Annotated in this window: 12 protein-coding genes; 6 read left to right on the plus strand and 6 right to left on the minus strand. The window is 69.4% G+C overall.

From position 1 onward, the window contains the following. Positions 1–10: 10 nt before the first annotated feature. The 5 genes from BM417_RS09575 to BM417_RS09595 form a co-directional block, all read right to left on the minus strand. Positions 11–844: a carbohydrate ABC transporter permease gene (locus tag BM417_RS09575; RefSeq protein ID WP_093590140.1), complete on the minus strand. Its 834-nt coding sequence runs from the start codon at positions 842–844 to the stop codon at positions 11–13. Then, entirely contained in the window at positions 834–1,757 is a 924-nt protein-coding gene (locus BM417_RS09580; RefSeq protein ID WP_093590143.1) for a carbohydrate ABC transporter permease, read from the minus strand. Before BM417_RS09580 ends, BM417_RS09575 begins: the two co-directional genes overlap by 11 nt. Positions 1,758–1,912: 155 nt before the next feature. Then, the gene (locus tag BM417_RS09585) at positions 1,913–2,368 is read right to left on the minus strand and encodes a hypothetical protein (RefSeq protein WP_093590146.1); all 456 of its coding nucleotides are present in this window, start codon (positions 2,366–2,368) and stop codon (positions 1,913–1,915) included. 135 nt (positions 2,369–2,503) lie between these two features. Next, the gene (locus BM417_RS09590) at positions 2,504–3,118 is read right to left on the minus strand and encodes an NPCBM/NEW2 domain-containing protein (RefSeq protein WP_177320350.1); all 615 of its coding nucleotides are present in this window, start codon (positions 3,116–3,118) and stop codon (positions 2,504–2,506) included. Positions 3,119–3,190: 72 nt separating this feature from the next. Continuing rightward, positions 3,191–4,420, minus strand: coding sequence for an ROK family protein (locus tag BM417_RS09595; RefSeq protein ID WP_093590151.1), 1,230 nt, complete (start codon positions 4,418–4,420; stop codon positions 3,191–3,193). 137 nt (positions 4,421–4,557) lie between these two features. Between BM417_RS09595 and BM417_RS09600 the strand changes: the two genes are divergently transcribed. Genes BM417_RS09600 through BM417_RS09625 form a run of 6 tightly spaced genes read left to right on the plus strand, consistent with a single transcriptional unit; the run spans position 4,558 to position 12,933 of the window. Beyond that, on the plus strand, positions 4,558–6,222 hold the full coding sequence (locus tag BM417_RS09600) for an ABC transporter substrate-binding protein (protein WP_093590154.1): 1,665 nt from the start codon (positions 4,558–4,560) through the stop codon (positions 6,220–6,222). Between the two features lie 2 nt (positions 6,223–6,224). After that, a complete protein-coding gene (locus BM417_RS09605; RefSeq protein WP_093590157.1) occupies positions 6,225–7,223 on the plus strand; it encodes an ABC transporter permease in 999 nt (332 codons plus the stop codon). Continuing rightward, the gene (locus BM417_RS09610; protein WP_093590160.1) at positions 7,220–8,893 is read left to right on the plus strand and encodes a dipeptide/oligopeptide/nickel ABC transporter permease/ATP-binding protein; all 1,674 of its coding nucleotides are present in this window, start codon (positions 7,220–7,222) and stop codon (positions 8,891–8,893) included. The genes BM417_RS09605 and BM417_RS09610 overlap by 4 nt, the downstream gene beginning before the upstream one ends. After that, on the plus strand, positions 8,890–9,645 hold the full coding sequence (locus BM417_RS09615) for an ABC transporter ATP-binding protein (protein ID WP_093590163.1): 756 nt from the start codon (positions 8,890–8,892) through the stop codon (positions 9,643–9,645). The genes BM417_RS09610 and BM417_RS09615 overlap by 4 nt, the downstream gene beginning before the upstream one ends. Continuing rightward, a complete protein-coding gene (locus BM417_RS09620) occupies positions 9,642–12,104 on the plus strand; it encodes a glycoside hydrolase family 2 protein (RefSeq protein WP_093590166.1) in 2,463 nt (820 codons plus the stop codon). The genes BM417_RS09615 and BM417_RS09620 overlap by 4 nt, the downstream gene beginning before the upstream one ends. Then, complete coding sequence (locus BM417_RS09625; protein ID WP_093590169.1) at positions 12,094–12,933, plus strand: LacI family DNA-binding transcriptional regulator; 840 nt, start codon at positions 12,094–12,096, stop codon at positions 12,931–12,933. Before BM417_RS09620 ends, BM417_RS09625 begins: the two co-directional genes overlap by 11 nt. On the opposite strand, the gene BM417_RS09630 is transcribed toward BM417_RS09625, so the two are convergent. Next, a complete protein-coding gene (locus BM417_RS09630) occupies positions 12,930–13,190 on the minus strand; it encodes a hypothetical protein (protein ID WP_093590172.1) in 261 nt (86 codons plus the stop codon). The genes BM417_RS09625 and BM417_RS09630 overlap by 4 nt on opposite strands. Between the last annotated feature and the right edge of the window lie 5 nt (positions 13,191–13,195).

The raw sequence follows: 13,195 nt of genomic DNA on the forward strand, positions 1-13,195 counted from the left end.
GTCCTTTCGGCTACTTGCCCCCGGTCGTGGCGATCCCCTGGACGAGGTACCGCTGGCCGATCAGGAACGCGAGGAAGATCGGAAGGAGCGACACGACGCTCATCGCGAACTGCGAGCCCCACGACGTGGCGACCGTCGAGTCGACGAACGAGCGCAGGGCGACGGGAACCGTGTACATCTCCGGGTCCGTCAGGTAGATCAGCTGGCTGAAGAAGTCGTTCCACGTCCAGATGAACGTGAAGATCGTGGTGGCCGCGAGCGCCGGTTTCATCAGCGGCAGCACGATCCGCAGGAAGATCCGCGGATGGCCGCAGCCGTCGATGCGCGCCGCCTCGTCCAGCTCACGCGGCAGCCCGCGGATGAACTGCACCATCAGGAACACGAAGAACGCGTCGGTGGCGAGGATCTTCGGCACGATCAGTGGCAGGAACGTGTTGACCCAGCCGATGTTCGAGAACAGCACGTACTGCGGCACGATGATCACGTGGATCGGCAGCATGATCGTGCCGAGCATGATCCCGAACCACCAGCGCTTGCCGGTGAACTGGAGCCGGGCGAACGCGTAGGCCGCCATCGAGCACGACACCAGGTTGCCGACGATGCAGCCCAGCACCAGGATCGCCGAGTTCAGCAGGTAGGTCCCGAACGACGGCGTGAGCGCGTTCCAGCCCTCCGTGTAGTTCTCGGTCTGGAGGCTGTCGAGGATCAGTCCGGGGCTGCGGAAGATCTCGTCGCCCGGCCGCAACGAGCTGACGACCATCCACAGCACCGGGTACAGCATCACGAACCCGATCAGGACCAGGCCGGCGTGCTTGGCCAGCCGGGAGAGCCGCTCAGTCGTCATAGAACACCCAGAACTTCGCCGCCCAGAAGTTGATCGCCGTGAACGCCGCGATGATCAGCAGCAGGAACCAGGCCAGCGCCGACGCGTAACCCATGTCGAACCGGCTGAAACCCTGCTGGTACAGGTAGAGCGTGTAGAACATGGTCGAGTCGGAGGGTCCGCCGGTGCCGCCGGAGACGACGAACGCCTGCGTGAACGACTGGAACGCGTGGATGATCTGGAGCACCAGGTTGAAGAACAGGATCGGCGACAGCAGCGGCAGCGTGATCCGCCAGAACCGCGACCACCTGCCGGCCCCGTCGATCGCGGCGGCCTCGTAGTAGACCTCGGGGATCTGCCGCAGCCCGGCCAGGAAGATGATCATCGGCGAGCCGAACGTCCACACGTTCAGCACGATCAGCGTCGACAGCGCGGTGTCCGGGTCGGAGATCCACCCCTTGCCCTCGACCCCGAAGAAGCCCAGCACGCGGTTCACCAGGCCCTCGGTGCCGAAGACCTGCGTCCACAGCACCGCGATCGCCACGCTCGACCCGAGCAGCGACGGCAGGTAGAACGCCGAGCGGTAGAACGCGAGCCCCCGCAGCCCGCGGTTGAGCAGCAGTGCCACACCCAGTGCGCACGCCAACTGCAGGGGCACGGACACGAGCACGTACGTGAACGTGACCCGCAACGCGTTGTGCAGACGCGTGTCGCTGAGGATGCGCGCGAAATTGTCGAATCCGATGAGCCTGGGCGGCTGGATCAGGTTGTACCTGGTGAACCCCAGCCCGAACGACGCGAGCACCGGTCCGACCGTGACGAGGAGCAGCCCGGCGAACCAGGGCGCCAGGAACCAGAACGCGGCCCGGTTGTCCCGTTTGCGCACCTGCGCACCGCCGCGGCGCAGCCCGCGCAGTTCGTCGAGAGCGCTCATGAGCTCCTGACCCCGTCGTCTGGAAAACGCTTTCCGGAGTCTGCATCGATGCATCACGAGCGTCAAGCAAGGTGTCGAACTGCGTCGAACGGGTCGTCGAACGACATTTCGTCGTTCGACGACCCGTTCAGCGGGAGTCCTTTGTGGAGCGGGCTTTACGCGTAGGGGTTGCGCCCGGAGAGCCCGCCCACCTTGCACGGGCCGTTCGACGCGTCACGACAGACGACGACGCCCATGTAGGTGATCGAGTCGCCGCTGATCGACCACGTCAGGTTGTTGTAGGAGGAGTAGTCCTCCTTGTCACAACCGGAGTAGTCGTAACGACGCGTCGGCGTCGTGTCCGGGTGCAGCGACCCGTTGTAGAACAGGAAGTAGGCGTAGACCGGCTTGGCGTCACAGCCCCAGTCCGACACGAGCAGATCGATGTTGCCCACCGAACTCCGCCCGGTCCAGTCGAACGTCGCCCCGGCGTACCCGTAGTCCTGCCCCGAGTAGATCCACTCCTGCGCGGCGGCACCGGCCGAGGGCGCGTTGACGACGACAGCCGAGAGCGCGACCACGGCGGCGGCCGCGATCCGGCCGGCGATCTTGCTGAAGGTTCTCGAAACCATGACGGCAGTTAACAGCGCTCACCCGCGCGTGCTGAAGCTATTGCTCCTCAACGCAAAGCCTCACCGGCGCGACGACTCGCGCACCACCTTCACGCGATTGCCCACCGCACCGCCAGAGCCTCCCGAACGAGGCGGTCAGACGGCCTTGCCGGGCGGCGCGGCGCAGAACACCCGAGGGGTCCCCCAGGCGTTGGCGGCGTCGCGGCCGGCGCGCACGTCCAGCAACGTCAGCCGCTCGACGTCCGAGATGTCGATCTCGACGTGCTGGGGAGCGTCGGCGATGCCCGCCTGCCGGGTGACCGCGTCCGCCTCGTCGGCCCTGATCACGAACTGGCCGACCCCTTCCGCCTGGGGCGAGGCCGCGTCCTTGCCGATCCACACCGACAGCCGGGTGCACCTGCCCGCGGTGGACCAGGTGCGGAAGTTGGCCGGCTGAGTCGCCGACGAGACGGCCGAACCCCGGATGCCGCGGGAGAACGGCTCCTTGCCCACCCCGATGCTGATCGACGCCACGGTCTCGTGCCCGTCGCCGGACTCGACCGTCTGGTAGGCGGTGAGGTCGTACCAGTCCTCGACGGGCGGCGGAGGCGCGGCCGGCGCCGTGGTCAGGACGGTGGCAGCCGGCTCCTCGCCGCTCAACACTCCGCTGACGAGCACGGATGTCCCGATGACCAGCACGATGATCACGGCGGCCGTGCCCGCGATCCATCGCCTGGGTTTGTGACCTGCGCCACTGTCTTGCCTAGTCATGCCCGGCATTGTCTGGGAAGGACACCTCCTTGTTACAAGGGTCAGCTCCTTTTGAGACAAAAGAAACGCCATTCAGCGCAGTACCTGGAACACCGGTGGCTCCTCCGCCGCCAGGTCCTCCGGCAGCCGCAGCCCCTGCCGCCGCGGCACCAGTTCCGACTGGAGCACGATCGCCGCGGCGCCGATCGCGGGCGCCGAGGCCGCCGACGGCGACAACCGCACGGAGATCGGGTGGGCGTCGCGGGCGATGAACGCGCTGTCGAGCTCGGCGCGCAACACGGGCAGGTAGACCGAGCCCGCGATCGCGAAGCTCGGACCGGTGAGCACCAGCACCTCCAGGTCCAGCAGGTTCGCGAGCGTGCGCGCCGCCGCCGCGACGTACCGGGCGGACCGTTCCAGCAACGCCACCGCACGGGTGTTGCCCTGCCGCGCCGCCCTGCTGATCGCCGCGAAGTCCGCCGCGACCGGCGTGGCCGCGCGGGTCCGGCCGCCGACCAGACCCGCCGCACGGGTGAGCGCCCGGTCGGCCCGCGCCTGCTCGACGACGGCGGCGGGACCGGCCAGCACCTCCAGACACCCCCTCGCGCCGCACCAGCAGCGCGGGCCGTCGATGTCGAGGCAGGCGTGGCCGATCTCGCCGGTGTGGCCGCTCGGACCGCGGTAGGTCGTGCCGCCGAGCACGACCCCCGCACCGATGCCGGTGCCCATGAACAGCGCGGCGAACGTCGACGTCGCGCCGACACCGCCGGACCAGTGCTCGCCGATCGCCGCCGCGGTCGCGTCGTGGTCGAGCACGACGGGCAGGCCTGTCGCGCGTTCCAGCGCACGGCCGAACTCGTGGTGCTCCGCCGGGCGAGCCGCGACGAGTCCCAGCCCCAGGATTCGATCGCGTTCGACGCCCACGCTGTCGATCAGCGCGTCGGCCTCGCGGGCCACCCTGGCGACCACTGCCGCCTGATCGTCGGTACCGGCACCGGCGCGCGAGATCCTGGCGACGACCGCCCCGCCGAGGTTGGTCAGCACGTAGGTGATCCGCGCGTCGTCGAGGTGGACGCCGACGGCGTAACGCGCGAAGTGGTTGAGCTGCAACATGACTCGGCGTTTGCCGCCGGTCGACTCGGCGTGCCCGGTCTCGGCGACCAGGCCCTCGTCGATCAGGCCGCGCACGACCGTGGAGATCGTTCCGCCGGTCAGGCCGGTGGCGTTGACCAGGCCGACCCGGCTGATCATTCCCGCCGCCCTGACCAGGTCCAGCACCGCCGCCCTGGTGCTCGCGTGGGTCACCCGCGCCGGTCCGCTCACCGCACTCCTCCGTCGAACGACGAACTTGGCACATCGACAAGTTCGGGATCAGTAAAGCATCCCGAGTCGTTGACTTTCTTTGTTTAGTAACTGAAGAATCCTCGCCGCGAACCACCCAGCCCACGGGAGGATCAACGATGTTCCTGCACAAGAGGCTCTGCTCACTCGGTCTCGCGGTGGTCGTCGCGGCCACCGCCGCCTGCTCCGGATCCGGCGGAACGAGCCGGTCCCGCGACACGCTCGTCGTCTACACCGGGCAGGCCGGCGACTACCAGCTGAACTTCAACCCGTACGCCCCCACCCAGATCGAGGGCCCCGGCACGATCTACGAGCCGCTGTTCTTCTTCAACATCGCGAAGGACCAGCCGCCGAAACCCATGCTCGGCACCGAGTTCGGGTGGAACCCGGACGGCACCGAGCTGTCGGTCACGCTCAGGAACGACGTCTCCTGGTCCGACGGCGAGAAGTTCACCGCCGAGGACGTGAAGTTCACGCTCGACATGGTCGCGAAGACCCCCGCTGTCAACAAGACGGGCTTCAAGGGCACGACGACGGCGGTCGACGACACCCACGTGGTCGTCAAGTTCCCCGAACCGTCCTACATGGACGGACCGCAGGTGCTGGGCCAGTTGTGGATCATGCCGGAGCACATCTGGAAGAACTACGCCACGCCCGCCACCGAGGTGAACCCGAACCCGGTCGGCACCGGCCCGTTCCAGCTCGGCGATTTCAAGGCGCAGTCCTTCACCCTCAAGGCGAACCCGAAGTACTGGGGCGGCGAGCCCGCGGTGAAGCAGGTCCGATACCTGTCGCTGTCGGGCAACCAGGCCGGCGTGGACGCGCTCAAGGCCGGGTCGATCGACTGGCAGACCGGCCCGGTCCCGGACATCAAGGACGTCGAGAAGAACTACCCCGGCTACAAGGTCGTCACGCTGCCGCTCAACCAGGTCTCGCTGTTCACCTGCTCCAACGCGCAGCTCGGCTGCCAGGGCGCGCAGACCGATCCGGCCGTGCGCCAGGCGATCTACCACGGGATGAACCGCACGCAGATCAACTCGCTGGCGTTCCAGAACACCGGCAGCGAGATGTCCCCCGGCTTCACGCTCCAGCCGCGCGACACCGCGCTGCTGTCGAGCAAGCTCACCGACCGCATGGCACCGATGAACGCCGACGTCGCCAAGGCCGCCGAGCTGCTCACGTCCGCCGGCTACGCCAAGGGCCCGGACGGCATCTACGCCAAAGACGGCAAGCCGCTGGCGCTGACCGTGAAGGTGGTCGCCGGCTGGACCGACTACATCACCGCGCTGGAGACCCTGAGCCAGCAGTTGCTCCAGATCGGCATCAAGATCACGCCGCAACAGCTGTCGTGGAACGAGTGGGCGGACGCCCGCGGCCGCGGCCAGTTCGAGCTGCTGATCGACTCGGTGGAGCAGGGCCCGGCGCCGGACCCGTACTACACCTACAGCTACTTCTTCTCGACGGCGACGACCGCGCCGGTCGGTGAGGCGGCCAACCCGAACTTCGCCCGGTTCAGCAGCCCGGTCGTGGACGCCGCGCTGGCCGAGCTCAAGAAGACCGACCGGGGCAACCCCGCACGGCAGCAGTACTACGACACCATCCAGGTCGAGCTCGAGAAGTCCATGCCGTACATCCCGGTGCTGACCGGCGGCATCCCGAACGAGTACAACGACAAGGCCTTCACCGGCTGGCCCACCAAGGACGACCTGTACGCGTTCCCCGCCGTGTGGAAGCGGCCGGACGCCTCGCAGGTGTACGCGAAGCTCAAGCCCGCCGGGTCCTGACGATGGGCTACCACCTGCGCAAGGTCGCCTTCTACCTGGCGGCGCTGTGGGCGGCGGTGACGTTGAACTTCGTCATCCCGCGGCTGTTGCCGGGCAACCCGGTGGACATCCTGATGGCCAAGCTCCAGCAGCGCGGCGGGTCCGTCGACCCCGCCGCCCGCCAGGCCTACGAGACGCTGCTCGGCACCGGCGGGCGCGAGTCGTTCGCGCAGGAGTACCTGGCGTACCTGGGCAGCCTGCTGCGCGGTGACCTCGGGGTGTCGGTCAGCGCGTTCCCGGCGAAGGTCTCCGACGTGATCGGCGCCTCGCTGCCGTGGACCGTGGTGCTGGTCGGGCTCGCGACGCTGATCTCGTTCGCGCTGGGCATCGGGCTCGGCGCGCTCGTCGGCTGGAAGCGCGGCACCTGGCTCGACTCGCTGGTGCCCGCGACCACCATGCTGGCCGCGGTGCCGTACTTCTGGCTGGCGCTGATCCTGGTCGCGCTGCTGTCGTCAGGGCTCGGCTGGTTCCCGCTGAACGGCGGCTACGACGTGGTCCTGGATCCCGGCTGGAGTCCGGAGTTCCTCGGGTCGGCGCTCTACCACGGCATCCTGCCCGCGCTGACGATCGTCGTCTCGTCGGTCGGCGGCTGGCTGCTCGGCATGCGCAACATGATGGTCTCGGCCATGTCGGAGGACTACGTGCTGACCGCGCGGGCCAAGGGCCTCACCGGCAGCCGGGTGATGATCCGGTACGCGGCGCGCAACGCCGTGCTGCCCTCCGTCGCCGGGTTCGCGATCTCGCTCGGGTTCGTGGTGTCCGGGTCGATCGTCACCGAGCAGGTGTTCTCCTACCCCGGCATCGGCTCGAAGCTGCTTCAGGCCGTGCAGAACAACGACTACGCGCTGATGCAGGGGATCTTCCTGGTGATCACGGTCGCGGTGCTCGGCGCGAACCTGGTCGTCGACCTGCTGTACGGGCTGATCGACGCCCGCACGAGGGATCGGAGCACGGTGTCATGACCTGGTCAGGGAAACTCGGCGCCGGGCTCGGCCTGGCCGGGCTGATCGTCCTCTTCGGACTGCTCGGCCCACTGCTCACCGGCGATCCGGCCACCATCAGGGACATCGGGCTCACCTCACCCGGCGGTGACCACCTGCTCGGCACCACGATCATCGGCCAGGACGTCCTCGCCCAGCTCACGCACGCCACTCGCGGCTCGCTGTGGATCGGCGTGCTCGTCGGAGTCATGGCGACCGTCCTGTCCGGGATCTTCGGCATCGTCGGCGCGTACGCGGGTGGCGTCGTGGACGAGGCGTTCTCGTTGTTCTCCAACGTGATGCTGGTGATCCCGGGTCTGCCGTTGGTCATCGTCATCGCCGGGTTCGTGCCCGCCGACCAGCGCGGCACGTGGACGATCTCGCTCGTGCTCGCGATCACCGGGTGGGCCGCGGCGGCGCGGGTGCTGCGCGCGCAAACGTTGTCGTTGCGCAACCGCGACTACGTGGCCGCGGCACGGGTCTCCGGCGAGAAGACCTGGCGGGTGATCTGCGTGGAGATCCTGCCGAACCTGTTGCCGATCCTGGCCTCCCAGTTCGTGTTCGCCGTCGTGCTGGCGATCCTGAGCGAGGCGGGCCTGTCGTTCCTCGGGCTCGGCGCGGCCGACTCCTCGACGCTCGGCACGATGCTCTACTACGCGCAGAACGGGTTCGCGCTGCAACGGGACGCGTGGTGGTGGTTCGTCCCGCCGGGGTTGATCATCGCGCTGTTCGGCGGCGCGTTGTCGCTCATCAACTTCAGCATCGACGAGATCATCAACCCCGCGTTGCGTGAACGGCCCCGGCGCAGGCGTGACGTCGTGGCCACCACACCTGCGGTGGCCGACGAAGACGCCGTCCTGACGGTCACGAACCTCAACGTCGTCTACCAGGGCGCCGCACCCGTGCACGCGGTCAAGGACGTGTCGCTGACGTTGCGACGGGGCGAGATCCTCGGCCTGGCCGGCGAGTCCGGGTGCGGCAAGACCACGCTCGCCTACGCGATCAACCGCCTGCACCGGCCACCGGCGGAGGTCACGTCCGGCTCCGTCGTCTTCGACGGTGTCGACGTGCTGGCGCTGGGCCCGGAAGAGCTCCGCGCGTTCCGCTGGGTCAGGCTGTCCATGGTCTTCCAGGGCGCCATGAACTCCCTGAACCCGGTCACGCCGATCCGCGCGCAGTTGCAGGACGTCCTGCGCACACATCGTCCGTCGATGTCCACTTCGGACCGGGAAGCCCGGTGCGTGGAGGTGCTGCGGCTCGTCGGCGTCGACCCGGCCAGGCTCGGCTCGTACCCGCACGAGCTGTCCGGCGGCATGCGGCAGCGCGTCATGATCGCCATGGCACTGCTGCTCGAACCGCAGGTCATGATCATGGACGAACCCACCACCGCGCTCGACGTGCTGGTGCAGCGCGAGATTCTCAACGAGATCAAGCGCTTGCGCGACGAGTTGCGGTTCGCGGTCGTGTTCATCACGCACGACCTGCCGTTGCTGCTGGAACTGAGCGACCGGATCGCGGTGATGCGCGACGGCGAGGTGGTCGAGTACGCCCCGGCCGAGGAGATCTACCTGCGGCCACAGCACCCGTATACCCGGCAGCTGCTGGGGTCGTTCCCGAGCCTGACCGGCGAGCGAGGAGCCCTGATCCGATGACCACGCTCGAAGTCCGCGACCTCACCAAGACGTTCCACCGGCACCGCGCGGTCGGCGGTGTCTCGTTCACGCTCACCGCCGGGCGGACCGTCGCGCTGGTCGGCGAGTCCGGGTCGGGCAAGTCGACGATCGCGAGGATGATCGCCCGCCTGGTCCGGCCCACCTCCGGCGAGATCACGCTGACCGGTCCGGACGGCGAACCGGTGCCGTCGCGGCGCTACCGGGACCACGTGCAGATGATCTTCCAGGACCCGTTCGCGTCGCTCAACCCGTTCCACACCGTCGAACACCACCTCGCCCGGCCGTTGCTGCTGCACGGCCGCACTCGGGCGGAGGTGCCACACCTGCTGGAGCGGGTGAGCCTCACACCGGACTTCGCGCGCCGCCGTCCGCACGAACTGTCCGGCGGGCAACGCCAGCGCGTCGCCATCGCTCGAGCACTCGCACCGGGTGCCACGGTGATCGTCGCGGACGAGCCGGTGTCCATGCTGGACGTCTCGATCCGGCTCGGCGTGCTCAAGCTGCTCGATCGCCTGCAACGCGAGGAGGACCTCGCGGTCCTCTACATCACGCACGACCTTGCCACCGCCCAGCACTTCTCCGACGAGGTCCTGGTGATGCACCGGGGCCGCATCGTCGAACGCGGGCCGGGCGACGACGTGCTCCTGCGTCCCCAGCACCCGTACACCCGGCAGCTGGCCGCCGCCGCTCCCGACCCCGAAACCCGCTTCCTCCAGGGAGGTCCGTCTTGATCCGGCAGTACCTGCACGACGGCTGGCAGCTGACCGCGGCGACGAACGAGGTGCCGGACAACGTCCGCGGCAGGACGGTGCCCGCGACCGTGCCCGGCAGCACCCACCTCGACCTGCTCGCGTCCGGGCTGATCACCGATCCGTTCCTCGACCGCGCCGAGGAGGAGCTGGCCTGGACGCACCGCGCGGACTGGCGGTACGGCACCCAGTTCCTCGCCGCCGCCGTCACGTCCGGGCAGCGGGCCGACCTCGTCTTCGACGGGCTGGACACCATCGCTACCGTCGAGCTCAACGGTCACCTGCTCGGCCACACCGCGAACATGCACCGGAGCCACCGCTTCGACGTCCGGCCGTTCCTCGTGGACGGCGCCAACGACCTCACCGTGTCGTTCTCCTCCGCGCTCACCCACGCGGAGAAGGTCGAGGCCGCGCTGGGCCGGCGTGAGCACGTCAACGCGCACCCGTTCAACATGATCCGCAAGATGGCCTGCAGCTTCGGCTGGGACTGGGGACCGGACCTGCAGACCGCGGGGATCTGGCGGCCGGTGCGGCTGGAGCGCTGGCACACCGCGCGCCTGGCCCGCGTCCGTCCGATCGTGACGGTCGCCCCGGACGGGACCGGCCAGGTCGAGCTGCACGTCGACGTCGAGTGGGCGCCGGACGCCGCCGAGACCCTGACGCTGCTGATCACCGTGGGCGCGCACAAGCGCATCGTCGTCATCCCGGCCGGGCAGAAGACCGTGGTCGCCCGCGTGGACGTGCCCGACGCCGAACTCTGGTGGCCCGCCGGGTACGGCCGGCAACCGCTCTACAACCTGGACGTCGTGCTGCGCGGCGGGTCCGAGCAGCTCGACAGCACAGCCAGGCGGATCGGGTTCCGCACGATCACCGTCGACACGACTCCGGACGAGCACGGCACGCCGTTCACGATCGTCGTCAACGACAAGCCCGTCTTCGTCAAGGGCGCCAACTGGATTCCCGACGACCACTTCCTCACCCGGATCACCCGCGACCGGCTGGCGCGGCGGGTGGACCAGGCCGTGGCCGCACACGTCAACCTGCTGCGGGTGTGGGGCGGCGGGATCTACGAGTCCGACGACTTCTACGACGTCTGCGACGAACGCGGAGTCCTGGTGTGGCAGGACTTCCCGCTCGCGTGCGCCGCGTACCCGGAGGAGGAACCGGTGCGCGGCGAACTGGAGGCCGAGGCCCGCGAGAACGTCACTCGCCTGATGTCGCACGCCTCGCTGGCGCTCTGGAACGGCGGCAACGAGAACCTGTGGGGGTTCGCCGACTGGGGCTGGCCCGAGCAGCTGGACGGCCGGACGTGGGGCCTGGGCTACTACGACGACCTGCTGCCGCGGATCGTGGCCGAGCTCGACCCGACCCGGTTCTACTGCCCCAGCAGCCCGTACAGCCCGGTCGACGGCGTGCATCCGAACGACGAGAACCACGGCACGCGCCACGACTGGAACGTCTGGAACCAGGCCGGCTACCCGCGCTACCGCGACCACGTGCCGAGGTTCTGCTCGGAGTTCGGGTTCCAGGGCCCGCCGGCGTGGTCCACGCTGACCCGGTGGATCCACGACCAGCCGCTGTCCCCGGACTCACCGAGCTTCCTCGCACACCAGAAAGCCGAGGACGGCAACGGAAAGCTCGCGCGCGGACTGGCGGCGCACCTGCCCGTCCCTGCCCGGTTCGAGGACTGGCACTGGGCGACGCAGCTCAACCAGGCGCGGGCGGTGAGCTTCGGCATCGAGCACTTCCGCTCGTGGTGGCCACGCACGGCCGGTGCGATCGTCTGGCAGCTCAACGACTGCTGGCCCGTCACGTCCTGGGCGGCGATCGACAGCGAGGAGCGGGTGAAGCCGCTGTGGTACGGGCTGCGCCACGCGTACGCGCCCCGGCTCCTCACCTTCCAGCCGCGCGGCGACCGGCTCGTGCTCATCGCCGTCAACGACCACGACGAGCCGTGGGACGCGCACCTCACCCTGGAACGCCAGACGTTCCGGGGTGTCACGCTGCACCTGGCTAGACTGCGCCGGACGGTGCCGCCCCGCTCGGTCCTCGCCCTGGACCTGGAGGAGGCGCTGCTGCGACCGGTGCACGACGACGCGGAGGTGATGGTGGCGACCACCGCCGAAGCCCGCGCGGTCCTGCCGTTCCGGGAGGACGTCGAGCTGGCGTACGACCCGCATCCTCTTTCCGCCCAGGCGAAAGCCGTGCGCGGCGGGTACGAGGTCGAGGTGCGCGCCGGCTCGTTCGCGCAGGACGTCGCGGTCCTGGCCGACCGGGTCGCCCCGGACGCGGTCGCCGACGACTCGCTCGTGCCGATGCTGGCCGGAGAGGTGCGCGTGTTCCACATCCGCACGGATGCTTTCGTCGATCCCGCGGCCTTCACCGACCCGCTGGTCCTGCGCTGTGCCAACGACCTCTGCGCGGTGCCCGATGCCCGCTGAACCGACCGGCGCGATCGGGCTGGTGCTCGCGCGGCCCGCGCGCCTGCTCGGCGTCGAGCCGTTCTTCATGGAGTTCATCGCGGGGATCGAGGAACGGCTCGCCGAACGCGACCTGTCCGTCCTGCTGCACGTCGTCGCGGACCACGACGCCGAGATCGCCGCCTACCGCCGCTGGGCGAGCCGCGGCCTGGCCGACGCCGTCGTGGTGGTGAACCCGGTGGCGGACGATCCCCGCCCCGCCGTGCTCGCCGAGATCGCGCTGCCCGCGGTCGTCGTCGGCGACGACCCGGTGCTGCCCTCGGTCCGCACCGATCACGCCGGTCCGGTCGCCGAAGCGCTCGGGCACCTGCTCACGCTGGGGCACCGGCGGATCGCCAGGGTCACCGGCCCCTCGGCGTTGCAGCACACGCGGGCCCGCACCGACGCGCTGCTGGCCGGATGCGCGCAGGCGGGTGTCGTTCCGGTGATCGTCGAGGGCGACTACTCGGAGGAGGCGGGTGCCAAGCTCACCTCGTCGCTCCTGAGTGGACCGGAACCGCCCACCGCGATCCTCTACGACAACGACGTGATGGCAGTCGCCGGACTCGCCGCGGCCGCCGAACTCGGTGTCGCGGTGCCGGAGCGGCTCAGTCTGGTGGCGTGGGACGACTCGACGCTGTGCCGGCTCGCCTCCCCCGCCCTCACGACGATGAGCGTCGACGTCCACCAGTTCGGCGTGTCGGTGGCGGAGTCGGTGCTCGAACGGATCGACGGCGGCCCGGTCACGCCGCGCTGGTCGCCGACCGCCCGCTACCTGCCGCGAGGCACGACCGCGCCAGCGTCCACTTAGGACGCGCTGGCGGCCGTCGGACGACGCGTCACGGGGCTGCGGGCCCTGCTCCCGCCGGGAAGGGCCTGGTCTCGACGCTCGTCGACGAGGCCAGGCTGCGCGTCACCCAGGTCGGGCCGCGCGTCGCCGAGATCAGCCGGCGCGTCGCCGGCATCAGGCAGCGCGCCGGCGAGATCAGCCGACGCGTCGCCGACATCAGCCAGCGCGCCGTCGGCGAGAAACCGAAGAAGTCCAGCCGCCGAATCCGCCGAGGTCATCCTCA

The sequence above is a fragment of the Lentzea waywayandensis genome (assembly GCF_900115955.1).
In the GTDB taxonomy this organism is placed as follows: Bacteria; Actinomycetota; Actinomycetes; order Mycobacteriales; family Pseudonocardiaceae; genus Lentzea; species Lentzea waywayandensis.